Annotated in this window: 17 protein-coding genes; 11 read left to right on the top strand and 6 right to left on the bottom strand. The window is 73.4% G+C overall.

Annotated features, from left to right (window positions below):
- Nucleotides 1–51 precede the first annotated feature (51 nt).
- The 4 genes from ACFT41_RS06615 (at nt 52) to ACFT41_RS06600 (ending at nt 6,677) form a co-directional block, all read left to right on the top strand.
- Nucleotides 52–864 (top strand): MBL fold metallo-hydrolase, encoded by an 813-nt coding sequence (locus tag ACFT41_RS06615; RefSeq protein ID WP_377584045.1) that lies wholly within the window; start codon nt 52–54, stop codon nt 862–864.
- Entirely contained in the window at nt 861–4,436 is a 3,576-nt protein-coding gene (locus ACFT41_RS06610) for an adenylate/guanylate cyclase domain-containing protein (protein ID WP_377584043.1), read from the top strand. The genes ACFT41_RS06615 and ACFT41_RS06610 overlap by 4 nt, the downstream gene beginning before the upstream one ends.
- Nucleotides 4,437–4,565: 129 nt before the next feature.
- On the top strand, nt 4,566–5,081 hold the full coding sequence (locus tag ACFT41_RS06605) for a hypothetical protein (RefSeq protein ID WP_377584041.1): 516 nt from the start codon (nt 4,566–4,568) through the stop codon (nt 5,079–5,081).
- Nucleotides 5,082–5,111: 30 nt separating this feature from the next.
- Nucleotides 5,112–6,677, top strand: a complete 1,566-nt coding sequence (locus ACFT41_RS06600; RefSeq protein ID WP_377584038.1) for a serine/threonine-protein kinase — start codon at nt 5,112–5,114, stop codon at nt 6,675–6,677.
- Here the strand turns inward: ACFT41_RS06600 and ACFT41_RS06595 are convergent.
- Nucleotides 6,664–7,014 (bottom strand): hypothetical protein, encoded by a 351-nt coding sequence (locus tag ACFT41_RS06595; protein WP_377584035.1) that lies wholly within the window; start codon nt 7,012–7,014, stop codon nt 6,664–6,666. The genes ACFT41_RS06600 and ACFT41_RS06595 overlap by 14 nt on opposite strands.
- 280 nt (nt 7,015–7,294) lie before the next feature.
- Between ACFT41_RS06595 and ACFT41_RS06590 the strand changes: the two genes are divergently transcribed.
- The 5 genes from ACFT41_RS06590 to ACFT41_RS06570 all read left to right on the top strand — a co-directional run bounded on the left by ACFT41_RS06590 (nt 7,295) and on the right by ACFT41_RS06570 (nt 12,639).
- Nucleotides 7,295–8,236, top strand: a complete 942-nt coding sequence (locus ACFT41_RS06590; RefSeq protein ID WP_377584032.1) for a transporter substrate-binding domain-containing protein — start codon at nt 7,295–7,297, stop codon at nt 8,234–8,236.
- The gene (locus ACFT41_RS06585; RefSeq protein ID WP_377584030.1) at nt 8,233–9,279 is read left to right on the top strand and encodes a hypothetical protein; all 1,047 of its coding nucleotides are present in this window, start codon (nt 8,233–8,235) and stop codon (nt 9,277–9,279) included. The genes ACFT41_RS06590 and ACFT41_RS06585 overlap by 4 nt, the downstream gene beginning before the upstream one ends.
- Nucleotides 9,280–9,945: 666 nt before the next feature.
- Nucleotides 9,946–10,140, top strand: coding sequence for a hypothetical protein (locus ACFT41_RS06580; RefSeq protein WP_377584028.1), 195 nt, complete (start codon nt 9,946–9,948; stop codon nt 10,138–10,140).
- A 53-nt stretch (nt 10,141–10,193) separates the two neighbouring features.
- The gene (locus ACFT41_RS06575; protein WP_377584026.1) at nt 10,194–10,838 is read left to right on the top strand and encodes an MBL fold metallo-hydrolase; all 645 of its coding nucleotides are present in this window, start codon (nt 10,194–10,196) and stop codon (nt 10,836–10,838) included.
- A 220-nt stretch (nt 10,839–11,058) separates the two neighbouring features.
- On the top strand, nt 11,059–12,639 hold the full coding sequence (locus ACFT41_RS06570) for an ArnT family glycosyltransferase (RefSeq protein WP_377584023.1): 1,581 nt from the start codon (nt 11,059–11,061) through the stop codon (nt 12,637–12,639).
- Here ACFT41_RS06570 and ACFT41_RS06565 read toward each other — a convergent pair whose 3' ends face one another.
- The 3 genes from ACFT41_RS06565 to ACFT41_RS06555 form a co-directional block, all read right to left on the bottom strand.
- Entirely contained in the window at nt 12,640–12,873 is a 234-nt protein-coding gene (locus tag ACFT41_RS06565; RefSeq protein ID WP_377584020.1) for a hypothetical protein, read from the bottom strand.
- Nucleotides 12,874–13,039: 166 nt separating this feature from the next.
- On the bottom strand, nt 13,040–13,372 hold the full coding sequence (locus ACFT41_RS06560) for a hypothetical protein (RefSeq protein WP_377584017.1): 333 nt from the start codon (nt 13,370–13,372) through the stop codon (nt 13,040–13,042).
- 32 nt (nt 13,373–13,404) lie between these two features.
- Nucleotides 13,405–13,590: a hypothetical protein gene (locus ACFT41_RS06555; protein ID WP_377584015.1), complete on the bottom strand. Its 186-nt coding sequence runs from the start codon at nt 13,588–13,590 to the stop codon at nt 13,405–13,407.
- A 233-nt stretch (nt 13,591–13,823) separates the two neighbouring features.
- On the opposite strand from ACFT41_RS06555, the gene ACFT41_RS06550 reads away from it, so the two are divergent.
- Nucleotides 13,824–14,678, top strand: a complete 855-nt coding sequence (locus ACFT41_RS06550; RefSeq protein ID WP_377584012.1) for a helix-turn-helix domain-containing protein — start codon at nt 13,824–13,826, stop codon at nt 14,676–14,678.
- Nucleotides 14,675–14,863 carry a DUF397 domain-containing protein gene (locus tag ACFT41_RS06545; RefSeq protein ID WP_377584010.1) on the top strand — a complete coding sequence of 63 codons (189 nt, stop codon included), beginning with the start codon at nt 14,675–14,677 and terminating at the stop codon, nt 14,861–14,863. The genes ACFT41_RS06550 and ACFT41_RS06545 overlap by 4 nt, the downstream gene beginning before the upstream one ends.
- A gap of 110 nt (nt 14,864–14,973) precedes the next feature.
- Here ACFT41_RS06545 and ACFT41_RS06540 read toward each other — a convergent pair whose 3' ends face one another.
- Both ACFT41_RS06540 and ACFT41_RS06535 read right to left on the bottom strand, forming a co-directional pair.
- A complete protein-coding gene (locus ACFT41_RS06540) occupies nt 14,974–16,137 on the bottom strand; it encodes an acyl-CoA dehydrogenase family protein (RefSeq protein WP_377584007.1) in 1,164 nt (387 codons plus the stop codon).
- Nucleotides 16,134–18,098, bottom strand: coding sequence for an acetyl/propionyl/methylcrotonyl-CoA carboxylase subunit alpha (locus ACFT41_RS06535; RefSeq protein ID WP_377584004.1), 1,965 nt, complete (start codon nt 18,096–18,098; stop codon nt 16,134–16,136). The genes ACFT41_RS06540 and ACFT41_RS06535 overlap by 4 nt, the downstream gene beginning before the upstream one ends.
- Nucleotides 18,099–18,104 lie beyond the last annotated feature (6 nt).

The following is an 18,104-nucleotide window of genomic DNA, read 5'->3' as shown; positions in this document are numbered from 1 at the left end:
CGCAAGTGCAAGATCGCGGGGAGTGGCGGGGGGAGTCGTACGATCGCTGGCATGACCGGGCACATCACGGCGGCCGTGGCCGCGCTGGCTGACGAACTGCCGGGATGGGTGACCCTGCTGCGGGCACCGAACCCGGGGCCGATGACGCTCGACGGGACCAACACCTGGGTGCTGCGGGCCGGGCCCGGCGAGCCCGCCGTGGTCGTCGACCCGGGGCCCGCCGACGACGGGCACCTGGCCGCGATCGCCGCCCACGCCCCGGTGGCCACCGTCCTGATCACCCACGGGCACCCCGACCACACCGAGGGCTCGCCCCGGCTGCGCGAGCTGCTCGGCGGCGCGCCGGTGCGGGCCGTCGACCCGGCACACAGCCACGGCGGGCCGCCGCTGGCCCCCGACACCGTCCTGCACGCCGCCGGCCTCACCGTGCGGGCGCTGCCCGCCCCCGGGCACACCGCCGACTCCGTCTGCTTCCTCGTCGAGCGCGGCGACGAGCGGATCGTGCTCACCGGCGACACCATTCTCGGCCGGGGCACCACCGTGGTCGCCCACCCCGACGGGCACCTCGGGGCGTACCTGGACAGCCTGGAGCTGCTCTCGACGTACCGGGGGATCGCGGCGCTGCCGGGACACGGCCCGGCGCTGGCCGACTGCGGGGTCGCCGCCGAGTTCTACCTCACCCACCGCCGCGCCCGGCTCGACCAGGTGCGGCAGGCGGTCGCCGAGGGAGCGCGAACCGCGCCCGAGGTGGTGGCCCGGGTGTACGCGGACGTCGACCGGTCGCTGTGGTGGGCGGCCGAGTGGTCGGTCCGCGCGCAGCTGGACTACCTGGGGGTGCCCCCCGAACCGGCGGACCGGTCGTGACCTGCCCCGTCTGCGGGACGGTCGCCGTACCGGGGGGCCGGTTCTGCCACAACTGCGGGGCCGCGCTGCCGGCCGCCGCCACGCTGCCCGCCGCCGAGCGGCGGGTCGTCACCGTGCTCTTCGGCGACCTGTCCGACTTCACCTCGTGGTCGGAGGACCTCGACCCGGAACGCGTCGGCGCGGTCACCGACCGGGTGCTCGCCGCCCTCGCCGGGGCCGTCAAGACGTTCGGCGGGCACGTCGACAAGCTCACCGGCGACGGGATCATGGCCGTCTTCGGTGCGCCCGTCGCCCACGAGGACGACGCCGAGCGGGCCGTCCGCGCCGCCCTGTCCATGCAGCGGGCGGTACGCCGGGTGCTCGACGACGAGCGGGGCGGCGGCGCGCCGCTCGGCCTGCGCGTCGGCCTCAACACCGGCGACGTGATCGCCGGCATCCAGGCGGCCATCGAATACACCGTCATCGGCGACACCGTCAACACCGCCGCCCGGCTCGCCGACGCCGCCGCCGTCGGCGCCGTCTACGCCGGGGCGCGCACCTCCGCCGCCACCCGGCACGTGGCGTCCTGGCGGGCGCTGCGCCCGCTGCGGCTCAAAGGCAAGCGGGAACCCGTCGAGGCGTACGAGCTGCTCGGCCTCCTCGACGCCCCCGGCACCCGCTCCGGCCTCGGCGACGAGGCCCCGTTCGTCGGCCGGGAGACCGAGATCGGCCGGGTCGCCGGCCGGGTCGCCGAGGTCATCGACCGGGGCGAGCCCCGGGTGCTGCTGATGACCGCCGAGGCGGGCATCGGCAAGTCCCGCTTCGCCGCCGAGGTGGAACGCCTCGCCGCCGGCTACGACGTCGGCGCCGGTCGGTACGCCGCGCACACCGGCGCCCGGGTGCTGTCCGTGCGCTGCGCCGCGTTCGGCGAACGCCGCCGGCTCGCGCCCCTGGCCGACCTGGTCCGGGCCGCCGTGGGCCTGCCCAACGACGCGGCCACCGCGCTGACCCGGCCCGCCGTCGAGGAGCGGCTGCGCCGGCTCAACCAGCGCCTCGGCCGGCTCGGAGAGGACGCCCCGCCGGTCGCCGCCGACCAACTGCTGGCCCTGCTCGGGTACGCTGACCTGCCCGCCGGGACCGACCAGGGCGAGTGGGGCGGCGGCGCCCAGCAGCCCGCCGACGCCGAAGCCGTGCCCAACGCGGTGGCCGACCTGCTCAGCGCCCTGGCCGCCGAGGCGCCGCTGGTGGTGCTCGTCGACGACCTGCACGACGCCACCGCCGAGACCATCCGCGCGCTCGGGGTCACCCTGTCCCGCATCGCCGGCCCGGTGCTGGTGCTGCTGCTCGGCCGCCCCGAGCTGGTCCGCACCGCCGGGGCGCTGACCCGGGTCGCCGACGCCGAGGTGCACGCCCTGCCCCCGCTGCGCGGCGCCGACGCGGCCCGGCTGCTCACCAGCTACCTCGGCGGCGGGAAGCTGCCGCAGCCCGACGCCGACCGGCTGCTCGCCACCGCCCAGGGCAACCCGTTCTACCTCGCCGAGTTGGTCACCCTGCTCATGGAGCGGGGCGCGCTGACCGCCGTGGCCGACCGGTCCGCCCCGGCCAACTCCGGCTGGCGGCTCGCCCCCGGCTCGCTGGGCAGCCGGCTGCTCTCCCGCGACCTCGCCGCCGTGCTCGCCGCGCGCATCGACGCGCTGCCGCCGGACGCCCGGTCGGTGCTGCGCGACGCTGCCGTTGTCGGCGACACCGTGCCCGACGGCGCGCTGGAGGCGCTGCGCGAACAGCGCGCCGGGCGGGACGGCCGACCCGCCGCCGTGGTCGCCGTCGAACTGGACCGGGCCGTCGAGGAACTGCTGCAACGCCGGATGCTGCACCGCACCCGCACCGGCTACGCGTTCGCCACCCCGCTGATGCGGGAGGCCGCGTACGCCGGGGTGAGCAAGGCCGAACTGGCCGAGCGGCACGCCGCGCTGGCCCGCTGGGCCGCCCCCGACGGGTCGGCCGCGCCGGGCGGGTTCACCGACACCGCCCGGGACGCGTTCGTCGCCGAGCACGTCGAGCGGGCCGCCGCGCTCGCCGACGCCGTCAAGCTGCGCCCGGACGCGCCGGCCCGCACCGTCGCGCCGCTGGGCGTGACCGCGCTGGGCCGGGCCGCCCGCCGGTCCTTGCAGGCGGGGGAGCCGGCCGCCGCCGTCGAGTACGCCGAACGCGCCGCCGAGCTGGCCCGGGACGGGCTGCCCGCCGCCGACCGGGTGGTGCACGCCCGTGCGCTGCTCCAGGTCGGCCGGCCCGGCGACGCGCTCGCCTACGCCGAGAAGATCGCCGCCAACGCCGGGGACGACGCGGGCACCCGGGCCAGCGCCCTGCTGCTCGCCGGGCAGGCCCACCAGACCCTCGGCGACCAGGGCCGGGCGGTGGCCTGCTGGCAGGAGGCGTCGCAGGTGGCCACCGCCGGCGGGCTGCCCAACCTGCGCGCCTCGGCGATGCGCCGGCTCGGCATGGCCGACTTCATCGCCGGCCGGCTCGGCCAGGCCAGCAGCCGGCTCGCGGCGTCCTACCAGGTCAGCCTCACGTCGCAGGACCGGCGGGGGCAGGCGTGGTCGTTGCAGAACCTGGCCTGGGTCACCACCACCCGGGGCGACTTCGCCGGCACCGACGCGGTGCTGGGCCGGGCTGCCCGGCTCTTCGCCGAGCTGAAGGACCCCTACGGGCGGGCCTGGCTGCGCGGCACCACCGCGTTCGCCCGGCTGCTCGCCGGCCGGCTGCGCGAGGCGCGCCGGCTGGCGCGGGTCTTCCTGCCGTTCGGGGAGCGGGTCGGCGAGGCGTGGGCCGTCGGCACGCTGCGCGCCGTCGAGGCGTTCGCCGGGGCGGAACTGGGCGAGCTGGGCGAGGCCGACCGGGCGGCCCGCCGGGCGTACCGGGACTTCGCCGAGGTCTCCGACGACTGGGGGCGGGGCTTCGCCCTGGTGGCGCGGGGGGTGGTCGCCCGAGGGCTGGGCGAGCCGGAACACGCCGCCGACCTGCTCGCCGACGCCATGTCGTACGCCGAGCGGACCTCGCACCCGCTGCTCACCGGGATGGCCGGCACGCTGCGCGGCTTCGTGGCGCTGGACCTCGGCGACTGCGAGACCGCCGAACGGTCGGCGCGGGCGGTGCTGACCGCCGTCGAGCCGCACAACCCGCAGGCACCCGCCCAGGTGGGCCCCCGGGTGCTGCTGGCCACCGCCCGGCTCGCCGCCGGTGACCCGGCCACCGCCGTGGGGCTGCTCGCCCCGGTGGCCACCGCCGCCGCGAACGCGCCCTCGCTGCTGTTCTCCCGCCAGCAGACCATGGCCCGGTACGCTTCCGCGCTGCTCGCCCACGGCCAGCGCGAACAGGCGCTGGACTGGGCACACCGGGCCATGGCCGTCCCCGCCGAGGACGTGCGCAGCCAGGTGATCGCGGTGAGCGTGCTGGCCGAGGCGCTGGCCGCCTGCGGTCGCCCCGTCGAGGCGCTGGCCAGGGCCGAGGAAGCGGTGCGCCTGGCGTACGCGACGGAGCAGCGCAGCGAGCGGCTCGCGGCGGACACGCTGCGCGTGCGCCTGCGGGGGTAAGGAGGAGCTGTGGGTGCGCCGAGAGGATCCTGTCGGTTCCGCCGATGCGGGTGTCGGCGGTAACGGCTACGGTGACAGTTCCATGAGGTGGTCCACTGTGGGGCCGCCGTGCCGGGCCCGGGAGGCGTGATGAGGCTGCCCCGCTCCAGTGCCGGCTGGACGATCGCGGTCTTCGGCGTCCTGGCGCTGCTGATGGGCGCGCTCGGGCTGCTCTGGCCGGAGGCGCAGCTGCGCATGCTCGGCTTCGAGGTGCCGCAGAGCCGGTCCGCCGGGGACTACACCGGCACGTTCCTGACGGCGTCGGCGATGGCGTCGTTCAACATGGGGGTCTACTACCTGCTGGCCACGGCCACCGAGTGGCGGGCGTTCTACCGGTTCACGGTCGTCTTCCGGCTGGTCACCTTCACCGTCTTCACCATCGTGGTGCTCGCCGACGTCGCCCCGGGGCGGTTCTTCACGGTGGCGCTCTGGGAGGGCCTGGGCGCGGTCGCCACCGCCGTGGCCCTGCGCCTGGACGCCCGCCGCGCGACGGCCGTGCCCGCGGGAGCGCCGGGTGAGACGGCGGGCGTGCCGACGGACACTCAGGGTGAGCCGGCGGCGACAGCGGCGGACGGCACCCCCCGGTCCGCGGGCGCGGACCGCTGAGCCGCCGGACCGGTTAGGTATTTTCGAGCAGTGACCGACACCCCGTCCGGCGCCCTACGGCTGCCCATCGTGCCCGGTCTGACCGATCTGGAGGTGTTTGCCCGGGGAGGGTACGCGACCGTCTACCGGGCCACCCAGATCTCCGTCGGGCGTGAGGTCGCGGTCAAGGTCGAGAACCGCACCCTGGACAACGAGCGGGACCAGGCCCGGTTCCTGCGCGAGGCACGGGCGGCCGGAAGGATGTCGTCCCACCCGCACGTGGTGGACCTCTTCGACGTCGGCGTCACCGTCGACCGGCACCCGTACCTCATCATGGAGCTCTGCGACGGGTCGTACGCCGAACGGATGCGCACCTCGCCCCTGGGCCCGGCGGAGACCCGCGACCTCGGCGTGAAGATCGCCGACGCGCTGGCCCACTCGCACGCCAACGGCGTGCTGCACCGCGACGTCAAGCCGGCGAACATCCTGCACTCCCACTTCAACCCGGCGGTGCTGGCCGACTTCGGGCTCGCGGTGCTGGCCGAGGTGCGCGACCCGACGGTGACCCTGGAGGTGCTCACCCCGGCGTACGCGCCGCCGGAGATGTTCAACCACAGCCCGCCGTCGCCCGCCGTCGACGTGTACGCGCTCTGCGCCACCCTCTACGCCGTCATGTTCGGCCGGCCGCCCCGCTGGCAGTCCGAGCGCAGCCCCAGCCTGGTCACCGTGCTGGAGATGTTCCACCAGCCGGTCCCCGGGCTGCCCGGGGTGCCGGAGGAACTGGTCGACGTGCTGCGGGCCGGCATGGCGAACGACCCGAGGACCCGCCCGTCCGCCGTGGAGCTGCGCGGCCTGCTCGCCGCCCTGCCACTGGACCCGTTCAGCGCGCCCGTCAGCGGCGCCCCGGTCTCCGGTGGGCCCGCCTCCGGCGGCCCGACGGGCGTGACCACCGGCAGCCCGTCCACGTCCGGGGGCCTCTACGGCACCAGTCAGCCGGGCCGTGCCGCCCCGCGCCCCCCGGTGGAGGAGGAGCACCCCACGGTGCCGACGACGTCCGGGCGCCGGTGGCGGCGGTGGTTCCTCGGCGGCGCGGGGGCGCTCGCGCTGGCCGCCTCGGCGAGCGCCGGGGCCTGGATCGCCGGGGGAGCGCCGGTCGTGCCGACGCCCACGCCCGTCGTAACGGTGGGCGGCACGACGACCGCCAGCCGGTGGGGGGCGCTGCCAGGCTGCGTCTCCGGGTCGCCGGGCCCCGCCGAGCTGCCGGCGGGCGCGCGGTGCGTCGCCGAGTTGCAGTGCTTCGGGCCGATGCGGGTGGGCGGCACCCGGGCGGAGGCGCCCCGGCTGCCCTGCGACGGCCGGCACACCTGGGAGGCCTACGCCGAGGGTGAGCTGCCCGCCGCCCTGGCCGACGCCGAGCACGACGAGGTGACCGCCGACCCGCAGGTGCGCCAGGTGTGCAACCCGGTGACGTTCCGGCTGACCAGCGGGATCGCGTACACCAGCGGTTGGCGTCTGGAGGTGCTGCCGCCGGCGGCGGACGGCCCGGACCGGACGTACCGGTGCCTGGCCGGGCGCGGCGTCGACGGGCTGTACGAGCCGACCCTCACCGGTCGCTGAACCTGCTCGTGCCCTGGCGGCGTTCCCGCATGGCCCGCAGGTCGCGGCTGTCCAGCGCCTCCAGGGTGTCGGCGTCGACGTCGCTGAGCCGGGCGGCGGGTTGCCCCGACCACTGCGCCGGCTCGTCGCCCGCGCGTTCGCGGGCCTCCTCGCGGCGGTGCCGCCCCTCCGTCACCGACACCCCGGCGATCATCACGAGCAGGACGCAGAGCAGGGCGAGGACCACCGCCACGATGCTGCGCGGACGCCACCAGACCAGTGCCACCAGCAGGGCGACCGCCGCCAGCGACGCGGCGCCCGCCACGACGGGCACATCGGGCCGAGGGAATCGGGTCACCCGTCAAGGATGGCGGAGCCTGCCGCCCTGTCAACCGCCACCCCCGGACACCGGCCCTGCGGGCCCGCCCGACCGCCCGGCTGTCCGTGCTGCCGGCGCTCGCCCACCGCGCCGCCACCGCCGCGACCCAGCAGGCCCGCCGGGGCACGACTTCCCGTACGACAACAGCCTGGAGACCTTCCTCGCCGTGCCCCCGGAGCCGTCACCTGGGCGACCACGGGAATGGACCGGTTCGGCTACCCTCGGTGTCCCGCAGGTGTACGGGTCAGCGAGGTCGCCGATGAACCAGTTTCTCACCCGGTCCCGGGTCCGTTCCGTCGCCACCACCCTGGCGGTCGCGCTGACCCTGATGCTTGCGGCAGCCGCCGGCTGCGACAGCCGGCAGGAGCCCCCGATCCCGTCCGTCAACGACAAGCTGCGCCAGACGCACATCTACGGCCAACCGACGCTCAAGATCGGCGTCTCCACGAGCGGCCCGCTGATGGGCGAGCTGCGCGACGGCATCCACGCCGGGTTCGACGTCGAGATCGCCCGGTACGTCGCCGCTCAGCTCGGCTACGCGGGAGACCATCGGATCGAGTGGGTGCCGGTGTCCACGGAGGACCGCATCCCCGCCCTCCAGGGCGGGTCGGTCGACCTGGTGGTCTCCACCTTCTCGATGACCGAGGAGCGCGCGAAGCTGATCAGCTTCGCCGGCCCGTACCTGGTGACCACCCAGGAGGCGATGGTCCCCAACCGGCTCAGGGACAGCATCCGCACCATCGAGGACCTGCGCGACCCCCGCTACAAGGTCTGCACCAGCGGCGGCTCGACCACCGAGGCCGAGCTGGGCAGGCACCAGATCCGGGTGTTCGTCGTCAAGGAGGTCGGCGACTGCGTCGAGGGCATCCTCCAGGGGCGGTACGACGCGGTCAGCTCCGACGAGACCATCCTCGCCGGCTTCCTCTCCCGGCATCCGAAGGACTTCACGATCGTCGACATGCCCTTCGGCACCAGCGAGCAGATCGGCGTCGGGGTGCCGATCAGCGACCCGGCGCTGCGCGACCTCGTCGCGTTCTTCCTCGACAGGAGCTACCAACAGGGGCGCAAGGGGCTGACCAGCCCCTGGCTCACCGCGTACCACCGGACCCTCGGGCCGTGGCTACGGCAGCCGAAGACCCAGCCGCCGACGCTGAACGTCCCGGAGCTGGTCGACTTCGACGACAAGGTCCGCCCGTCATGACCGCGCCGGCGGCCACCGGAGGTGACGACGTGGACGCCGCGCCGCCCACGCCCCGCCCCGCCCCGGGGCCCGGCGCGGACGAGCGCCGGGCCCGCGCCAGCCAGTCGTTCTGGGCGGTCGTGGTGGCCGTGCCCGCCGTCTTCTCGGTGCTCAGGCTCGGCGTGGAGGCCGGCGGGGAACTCCAGACCACCCTGCTGCTGGTCGCCAACGTCGGCCCGGTCAACCTGCTCGCCGGGTTCCTCACCACCGCCGCCCGGCTGCTCGCCACCGGGCTGGTCGCGGTGTTCGCCCTCGGCGCGGTGCTCGGCGTCAGCGTCGACCGGCTGCCCGGGCACCGTCGCCCGCTCTTCGCCCGCTGGGCGGACATCACCCCGACCTGGTTCGTGCTGGCCAGCTTCCTGATCGCCCTGGTCACCTGGCCGCTGCTCTACCTGCCGTTGCTGCTGCCCGCGTTCGCCGCCGCGTTCCAGCTCCGCCCCGAGCGGCTGCACGATTTGGCGACGGCGCGGGTGCTGATCGTCGCGGCCCTGCTCGGCGGGTACCTGTTCCTCCTCGCGCCGACCGTGCTCGACGCCTGGCGGCAGGAGGAACCGCTGGTCGTGGCGCTGTTCGTCGTACCGCCGGTGCTCGCGCTCGCCATCGCCGGCCCGCTGCCCGGCGCGGTGATCCGGCCGTTGGCCTCGATCACCCAGGCCGCCGTGCTGGCGATGCTGGTCTGGGCGGCGCTGCCGGTGATCAGCACGCCGGTGCTGCCGCTGACCGTCACCACCGTGCAGACCGCGCCGGACGTCACCGAGGACGTGCGCGGTCACGTGGTGGTCGTCGACGACGTGAGCATGGTGCTGCTCCAGGAGCAGGGCGGCGTCCGGTACGTGCCGATCGACCAGGTGCAGGCGCAGGTGCTCTGCCCGAGCGAGGAGGAGCTGCCCCGGCACCGGCTGCGGGTGCGCGACTTCCACGTGGAGGACTCGCTGCTGGAGGCGCTGGGGCGGCGGGTCCGGCCGGTGCACCGCATCGACGCCGCCTGCCGCGCCACCGGCTGACCAACCACGGGCGGCGACCAGTCGTCGATGACGTCGGCCAGGTGCCGGGCGGGGCCCTCGCCCGGCCCGTCCGCGAACCCGGCCAGGTGCGGCCCGACGTCGACCCCCAGTCCCCCCAGGTGCCCGGGTTCATCAGGTACGTGCGGAGCTGGTCCGGCGTCAGTTCCCGCAGCGGCGTACGCGCGAAGAGCGCCATGTCGGCCGGGTCCACGCAGTGCCCGCAGGCGGTCGGTCGGGCGGCAGCGGGTGGTGGGCGAAAGCGGCGTACGGCCGGTCCGCCGCCTGCTCGAATTCATGATCTCCCCGCATGTCCCCAGTATGCCCAGATGCGGCCCGTCCTTCGGATCCGTGTTGGCGACACCGATCACGATGAGTGATGGCTGCGCAGCCCGCCTCCGATGATCGGTTGATCTGACTCTTCGTCACGCTCCTCCGACCCCACCTGACGTCTCGCGTCCCCTTTGCTCTGCACCCCCATGCGCAACACCTGCGTCTAGCTGGCTAAATGGAAGATCGCGAATGTCGAGAGGTGTGGTGGCGGGTTGCACTGCGTGATTCGTTGCGTATAGGGGTGCAGAGCAAAGGGGTTTCGCTGGGATGGTGGCGTCGGGCGAGTGGACTGCGCTGTGTCACGTCTTGATGGTGAGTGGCGGGTGGGGGAGGGCGTTGTCGCCGCGACGGAAGGGTGAGCGTTCCGGGTTCCTGCTCGCGGCGGCTGAGGCGGCCGGCAGCCACAACTACTCCAACGCCGCGCTCCGCGAGAACGACGAGGCGCTGCTGCGGATCCAGTCGGCGACCATCCACGACCAGTACCGGCCGAGCTTCTGGGCCCTGCGCGACGCCGCCGTGCCGGTGAGCTGACCGCGCGGCAGTCCGTACCCCCGGGATCGGGCTGATCGGACTACATTCCGATCATGGCGGAATACGACGGATCAGCCCCCGGGGTGCGCGAGCTGACGGCATTGACCCTGAGCAAGATCTCGGTCGGGCCGGGCGACAACAACTGCTACCTGCTGCGCTGCCGCGCGACGGGTGCCCAGTTGATGGTGGACGCGGCGAACGAGCCGGAACGCTTGTTGAAGCTCTGCGGCGGGCGGCTCGACGCGGTGGTGACCACCCACCACCATTGGGACCACTGGGAGCACGGACTGCCCGACGTCGTGTCGGCCACCGGTGCGCGCACCTACGCCGGGGCGCCCGACGCGGACGGCATCACGGTCCCGACCGACGTGCCCCTGGCCGACGGCGACACCATCCACTGCGGCGAGGTCTCCCTCGAGGTCATCCGGCTGACGGGCCACACGCCCGGCGGCGTCGCCCTGCTGTACGACGACCCGGGCGGCCACCCGCACCTGTTCACCGGCGACTCGCTCTTCCCCGGAGGAGTCGGCAACACCTTCGGCAACACCGACGACTTCGAGTCGCTTTTCACCGACGTCAAGACCAAGGTCTTCGACCGGCTGCCGGACGACACGTGGGTCTACCCGGGCCACGGCCGGGACACGACGCTGGGCGCGGAACGGCCGGCGCTGGAGGAATGGCGCACCCGCGGCTGGTGACAGGGGCGGCGCACCTGCGGCTGGCGACCGGTGCCCCGGCTCGGGTGGGCGCAGTCCCCTCCTCCTTGATCACCACCCGGAAACCGACATCAGCCGTGCCGTGCGGGAGGGCGGAGACTTGGTCGAGATGGATAATCTCGCTGGGCGTGACCGGACCGCAGGGGAACCGATAGCGGGGCCGGCTACGTCGGTTCGCCTGGGGAAATTGCTTCCTGGCCGGGTGGCGGCGGCACTTGGTCTCGCCGGCGTCCTGTATCGGGTGATTCTGCTGGCGCTCGACGTCCCGCCAGCGAACAGCGACGAGGGCACTGCCGGTCTGGCCGCCCTACACATCGGAGAAGGCCGGCACTGGCCGACGTTCTTCTACGGCCAGGACTACATGGGCACCTTCTACTCGTACCTCGCGGCACCCCTGATCCAGGTTCTCGGCACCCACTGGTGGGTGCTTCGCCTGCCGGCACTCGCCATGTACGCCGTCTTCCTCCTTCTCGTCTTCCGGCTGACGCGCACGCTCTACACCCCGTGGTTCGCCGTCTTCGTCATGGCAGTCATGGCATTCGGGTCCGACCGCGTCATCAAGGATCAGATGATCGGGGCCGGCGGCTATTCCGACGTGGCCACCGCCGTTGCCGGGCTCATGCTGGCGTCCGCACTTCTGGCGCTGGAGCCCGACAAGCGGAGGACAATGTTTGCCGTGTGGGGCCTGCTGGCCGGTTACATCGTCTGGACCCACTGGCTCGCGCTGCCGTACGTCGTCGTCGCCGCGCTGCTCGTGGCCTGGGTGGGCCGGTCAGTCCTGACGCTGCGGTGGGTCTCCCTGGCGGTTTTCGGATTCCTCCTCGGCGCGGCGCCGTTGATCTGGTTCAACCTCCACCACGCCAATTCCCTCTCGGTGTTGCTGTCCCTCAGCGGCGCGACCGAGCCGGCTGCGTGGCCGGACAGGTGGTACGGCGCCGTGCTCCTCGGCCTGCCGCTCAGTTCCGGGATGTGCGCGCCGAGCCACTGTGCGACCTGGCAGATGTGGTGGGGGCCGGCGTACCTGATCCTGATGGTCGTGGCGGCGGTCGTCGCGCTAGTGGCGATTCGCCGCGCCGACCTCGGTGAACGCCGGGTTCAGGCCGGTCGGCTCGCTCTCCTCGCCGGTGCCGCGCTGACCCTGGCCGCGTATGTGGCGAGTTCCGCGTCGGCGGTGACGCCGATCGAAAGCGCCCGTTACCTTCACTACGCGATGGTGTCGCTGCCGGCCGTTCTCTGGCCCCTGTGGGGCGGCCTGACTTCCCTGGCCGGCAGGGCGGGAGTCACGGCCTCCGGCGGCGAGGAGGCAACCCGGGAAAGCGCGGCCGGCTCGGCCCGGCGTGGTGTCATCCCGGCCGTCGGCTGTGTTGCGCTCGTCGGCGCGCTCATCGCCAGCCTGCTGGTCGCCACGGCGCAACTGGGTGCCTACCAGTCCCACTACGCCGACAAGGCCGACGAGGAACGGCAACTTCTGGACCGGCTGCGGGCAGCCGCTCTCACGCATGTCTATTCCGAGTACTGGACGTGCAACCGGTTGGCCTACCGCAGCGCGGAGCAGGTCCGCTGCGCGGTCCTCGACGAGGACCTCGCGCCCGGCTTCGACCGCTACCGGCCGTACCGTGACCAGGTCCGGCAGGCGGAGCGGGTGGCCTACGTCCTGCCCGAGTCGAGCGTCATGGCGGGCAACTTCGCCCGGTCCACCCCGGCGGGGGTCGAAGTGATCTCTCTGGATGTGGTCGCGGGCTACCGGGTCTACCTCTGCCGCCAGAGCCCGAAGCAAGACTGATCAAGTGCGTTGCTCGATCTTCTCGACGTCCCGGGGCGCGAATGACGTCTTCGCCTCGACAAGGATCAGCGTGTAGCCGCTGCGCTGCTCCTTCAACTGCCACAGCGCGTCGCCCGAGTCCGGCGCTCCCGCCTGCCCGTCGATCATGGCGTCGGTCAACTCGAAGTGCCCAGGGAGCAGCGAGGTCAGGCGCTCTCGCGCGGCATTGAGTAGCCCTGGCTCGGTCATCTCCACCCTGGGAGTTTGTCGTACAGCCGAGTTTGCCGTGCTGCCAAACTCGCGGTTCCAGCAAACACGTTGGGGTTCAGGGCTGTTTGCTGAGCCAGCAAACACCCCTGAAGAGCAAACATGAGGGCTCCACCTGCCTCGGCCTTCTCGCGAGTGGCGGTGCCGGTCGAGATCAGCTGCGACGTTCCCCTCTCTGGGCCGCCCGGTTGGCCGCCGCCGAGGCGGCCGGGCGCTTGGGGGGTACGGCGGGCCTGGTCGGCTGCGGGCGGCGGGCCGGGACCGGCGGCGGGCTCTGCACGATCAACCCCGCAGGTTGTACGTAGATGGAGCGTTGCGCCACCGCCTCGCCCTTGGCGTCGAGCTGGTAGCCGTGCAGCCAGGTCCAGCCGTGGTAGGTGATCCAGTCGGCGTGCACGCGGATCAGCCGGAAGAAGATCGGCTGGACGAACTGCGGGCTCGCCGCCCGGGTCACGTGGAGGACCATCCCGGCGCGGAACTCGGTCACGCCAGCCACGTGGGGAGCAGGGCCGGGTGTGGTCACTCGCGTTCACCCGGCCAGTGGCAGCGCCTGATCGGGATCTTGTGCTTCTGCCGGCAGGGCAGCTCGTTGCCGCACTTGCAGACGTACCGCCACCTGATCCACGACCAGATCGGCCGGTGCCGGCGGGCGAGGGTCGCCGCGACGGCGGCGAGGTACTGGCCGTAGGTGATGCGTCTGCGCATCCCTGCCTCCTCCGGGTGAGGGGGACGCGGCAGCCGGGCCACGCACGGTCATCCGACCGCCACATCCTGTGCTCATGCTTCTCTGGCGGAGGCTCGATGCGCAACATTACATTCTGGGTGAACGGTTAGGGTGCTTTCGTTTTGATAGGCTCCGTTGCTCACCGTGGTCGAGGGGTTATTACATGTCGAGCGCAGGCGTCGCCCGGTATGTAGTCGCAGGAAGGGAGAGGTCAGTGACGACGGATACCGGCTCGACGGTCCCGAGGCGACAACTCGGGCGTTTCCTGCGGCAGCTTCGCGAGGAAGCGCGCATGACGGTCAAGGCTGCGGCCGATGCGCTGGAGTGGTCGACGCCGAAGATGTGGCGCATCGAGACCGGCGCGACGTCGATGCGGTCACTGGACGTGGAGGCCATGTGCCGCCTCTACGGAGCGTCACCGGAAATCACCGAGGCGTTGATGGGTCTCGCGAAGGAGACGAAGGCCCGCGGCTGGTGGCACTCCTACGGCGACGCCATCCCGGAGTGGTTCGAGCTGTACGTAGGACTGGAAGCGGCTGCGACCCGTCTGCGCACCTTTGAAGCGCAGTTGGTCCCCGGCCTGTTGCAGACCGAGGCGTACGCCACCCGCGTCTACGAGGTGGCCCGCCCAGAGATGACCAGGGAAGAGATCCAGCGTGGCGTTGCGGTGCGGCTCGGTCGGCAGGCCCTTCTGACCCGCACCACGCCCCGCGCTCCGCAGTTCGACGTGCTGCTTGACGAAGCCGTGCTGCGGCGGGGCGTCGACGCAGGCCAGCTACAGCACCTGGTGACGGTCAGCCGGCAGCCCAACGTGTCGGTGCGGGTCGTGCCCGCCTCGGCGGGCCTGCATCGCGGCAACATGACCAGCGGCACGTTCACGATCCTTGACTTCGACGGCGGGAACGAGCCCTCACTGATCTACTCCGACAGCCTCACGGGCGCGCTCTACCTCGACAAGCCTGCCGAGGTCGCGACGTACGGGGAGGTGTGGGCCAGCATGGAAAAGTCGGCGCTGACCGAGGCGGCTTCTCGCAAGCTCATCGCATCGATTGGGGAGGAACAACCATGAGCATGGTCACGTGGAAGAAGAGCACGCGCAGCAACGGAGGCGGCAACTGCGTCGAGGTCGCCACGCCTGCCCAGGCCGTCATGGTCCGCGACAGCAAGGACCAGCAGGGCCCGGTGCTGCACTTCGCCCCCGCCCCCTGGACCCTCTTCCTCAAGACCATCAAGGCCGGCACCCTCACCACCTGACCGCCTCGGTGATCAAGAGGAAAGCGTCAGAGTTGATCTCGCCGATGACGCAAACCTCTTGATCACCGCGGCGGGCCCAAGCGGGCCGAGGGGGTGGGCCGGGTTGGTCGTCAGTAGGACTTGTCCTGGCCCAGGACGTGCTGTGCCACGAAGCTGAGGATCATTTCCCTGGTCACCGGGGCGATCCTTCCCGCCCGCACCGCGCCCAGCAGCGTCGCCACCCCGTACTCCGTGGTCATGCCCGCGCCGCCCAGCGCCTGCACCGCCGTGTCCACCGCCAGCGCGGCGGCCTCGCCGGAGGCGTACTTGGCCATGTTGCCGGAGACGCCGGCCTCCAGATCGCGCCCCGCGTCGTACAGCGTGGCCGCCTTGTAGATCATGAGGCGGGCCAGTTCCACCTGCACGGCCGCGTGGGCGAGCGGGTGCGACACGCCCTGGTGGGTGCCGATGCTCCTCCCGCCCCACACCTTGCGGGTGGCCGCGTACTCGCTGGCGCGCTCGATCGCGTACCGGCCGGTGCCCGCGCCCATCGCGGCCACGGTGATCCGCTCCGGGTTGAGCCCGGCGAACAGGGCGGGCAGGCCGGCGTCGAGGGACCCGCCGACCAGGGCGGCGGCGGGCAACCGCACGTCGTCGAGGTAGAGCATGAACTGGTTCTCCGGGGAGACGATCTCCATGTCCAGCTTGGAGCGGGTCAGCCCGGGGGCGTCGGCCGGCACGAGGAACAGCGCCGGCTTCAGCTTGCCGGTCGCCGCGTCCTCGGTGCGGGCCACCACCAGCACGTAGCCTGCCTCGTCGACGCCCGAGATGTAGCACTTGCGGCCGGTCAGCAGCCAGTCGTCGCCGTCGCGGCGGGCCACCGTGCCGAGCCGGTGGAAGTTGGACCCGGCCTCCGGCTCGGTGATCGCGAAGACCACCTTCAGCGTGCCGTCCGCCATGGCCGGCAGGAAACGCGTGCGCTGCTCCTCGGTGCCGTGCTTGGTGATGATCGTGGCGACGATGGCGGGGGAGACCACGAGCAGCAGCAGCGGGCAGCCGGCGGCGGCCAGCTCCTCGCAGACGATGGCCAGCTCGGTGATGCCGCCGCCCCCGCCGCCGTACTCCGTGGGGATGTTGACGCCAAGATAGCCGAGCCGGGCGGCCTCGTCCCACAGCTCGGTGGTGTGCCCGCCGGCCTTCGCCTTCTCGACGAAGTAGCCGTGCCCGTACTTGCGGCCCAGCGCCCGGACGGCGTCGCGGAGCTGCTCCTGCTCGTCGGTGAGGTCGAAGTTCATGACGGTGCCTCCTCAAAAGCGGTTACCACGGCCAGCACGGCGCCGGTGTCGACCTGGCCGCCGGCCGGCACCGGCAGCTCGGCGACCACGCCGTCGGCGGGGGCGAGCACGGGGTGTTCGAGCTTCATCGCCTCCAGGGTCAGCAGCAGATCACCGGCGGCGACCCGCTGACCGACCTCGACGTGCACCCGGGCCACCGCGCCGGGCAGCGGCGCGAGCAGCGACCCGGCGGCCAGCTCCGCCGTCGGCAGCGGGAAGCGCGGCAGCTCGGTGAGGCTCGCCGCCCCGCTCGGGCCGTCCACGAAGACCTGAGACCCCACCCGGTGTACGGAGTACGCGTGCCGCACGCCGTCGACGTCGAGGACCACCCGGTCCGGGACAGCCTGCACAAGAGTCACAGCCGGCGACACGGAGCAGTCGGCGAGTGCGCCGGTGCGGTCCAGGCGGTAGCGGACCTCGATCTCGTCGCCGCCCGGCCCGGCGTACCGGGTGAACTGCGGGAACGCCGGCACGTTGCGCCAGCCGGAGGGGAGCCCGGCGAGCACCGTGGCCGCCGCCCGACGTTCCGCAGCGGCGGCGAGCGCGGCGGCGAGGGCGGCCAGCGGCAGCTCGCCGGCCGGCAGCAGCGGGGCGAACACGTCGGGGTGCCGGTCCAGGAAGCCCGTGTCCACCTCGGCCGCCCCGAACTCGTCGCTGCGCAGCACCCGGACCAGCAGGTCCCGGTTGGTGGTCACCCCGTGCAGCTCGGCGCGGGCCAGCGCGCCGGCCAGCAGCCGGGTCGCCTCCGCGCGGGTCGGGGCCCAGGCGACCAGCTTCGCCAGCATCGAGTCGTAGTGCACGCCGACCGTCGAGCCGTCGACCACCCCCGAGTCGAGGCGCAGCCCCCGCGTCGGGGCGAACTCGCCCGCCACCTGCGGCACCGCGAACCGGTGCAGGACCCCCGTCGCCGGCCGGTAGTCGTGCGCCGGGTCCTCGGCGCACAGGCGTACCTCGATGGCGTGACCGTCGGTTGGCGGGGCCGCCGCCAGCGGCAGCGGCCCGCCCTCGGCGACCAGCAGTTGCAGGCGTACCAGGTCCAGCCCGGTGACTGCCTCGGTGACCGGGTGCTCCACCTGGAGGCGGGTGTTCATCTCCAGGAAGAAGAACTGCCCGTCGGGGGCGAGCAGGAACTCGACCGTGCCCGCGCCCACGTAGCCGACCGCGCGGGCGGCGGCGACGGCCGCGGCGTGCAGCCGCTGCCGCACCCCGTCCGGCAGGACCGCCGGGGCCTCCTCGACGATCTTCTGATGCCGGCGCTGGATCGAGCAGTCCCGCTCGCCCAGCGCCAGCACCGTGCCGTGGGCGTCGCCGAAGACCTGCACCTCGACGTGCCGGCCCCGCTCGACGTACCGCTCGACGAAGACCGTGCCGTCGCCGAACGCCGCCGCCGCCTCCCGCCGGGCACTCGCCACGGCCCCGGCGAGCCCGGCCGGGTCGGCGACGATGCGCATGCCGCGCCCGCCGCCCCCGGCGGACGCCTTCACCAGCACCGGGAAGTCGGTGATCTCGTCAGGATCGGTCCAGGTGGGCAGCATCGGCACGCCCGCGTCGGCGAGCAGCGCCTTCGCCGCCACCTTGTCGCCCATCGCGGCGATCGCCCTGGCGGGCGGGCCCACCCAGGTCAGGCCCGCGTCGGTCACCGCCGCCGCGAACTCGGCGTTCTCGGCGAGGAAGCCGTAGCCGGGGTGCACGGCGTCCGCTCCGGTGCGGCGGGCCGCGTCCAGGATGAGATCGACCCGCAGGTACGTCTCGGCGGGCGTGTTCCCCGGCAGGCGTACGGCCAGGTCGGCCTCGGCGACGAACGGCGCGTCGGCGTCGGCGTCGGAGTGCACGGCGACCGTGGCGACGCCGAGCGCCCGGCAGGTGGCGAGGACCCGGCGGGCGATCTCGCCCCGGTTGGCCACCAGCAGCTTCTGGATCACGATTCG

The sequence above is a fragment of the Micromonospora sp. NPDC057141 genome, assembly GCF_042670805.1.
Classification (GTDB): Bacteria; Actinomycetota; Actinomycetes; order Mycobacteriales; family Micromonosporaceae; genus Micromonospora.
This window is presented reverse-complemented; position numbering and strand designations above follow the sequence as displayed.

Bases quoted from the DNA above. Each gene is read 5' to 3' on its own strand.
- ACFT41_RS06605 (WP_377584041.1), top strand. From the start codon at position 4,566: ATGAGGCTGCCCCGCTCCAGTGCCGGCTGGACGATCGCGGTCTTCGGC.
- ACFT41_RS06615 (WP_377584045.1), top strand. From the start codon at position 52: ATGACCGGGCACATCACGGCGGCCGTGGCCGCGCTGGCTGACGAACTG.
- ACFT41_RS06555 (WP_377584015.1), bottom strand. From the start codon at position 13,590: ATGCGCAGACGCATCACCTACGGCCAGTACCTCGCCGCCGTCGCGGCG.
- ACFT41_RS06540 (WP_377584007.1), bottom strand. From the start codon at position 16,137: ATGAACTTCGACCTCACCGACGAGCAGGAGCAGCTCCGCGACGCCGTC.
- ACFT41_RS06575 (WP_377584026.1), top strand. From the start codon at position 10,194: ATGGCGGAATACGACGGATCAGCCCCCGGGGTGCGCGAGCTGACGGCA.
- ACFT41_RS06590 (WP_377584032.1), top strand. From the start codon at position 7,295: ATGAACCAGTTTCTCACCCGGTCCCGGGTCCGTTCCGTCGCCACCACC.
- ACFT41_RS06585 (WP_377584030.1), top strand. From the start codon at position 8,233: ATGACCGCGCCGGCGGCCACCGGAGGTGACGACGTGGACGCCGCGCCG.
- ACFT41_RS06545 (WP_377584010.1), top strand. From the start codon at position 14,675: ATGAGCATGGTCACGTGGAAGAAGAGCACGCGCAGCAACGGAGGCGGC.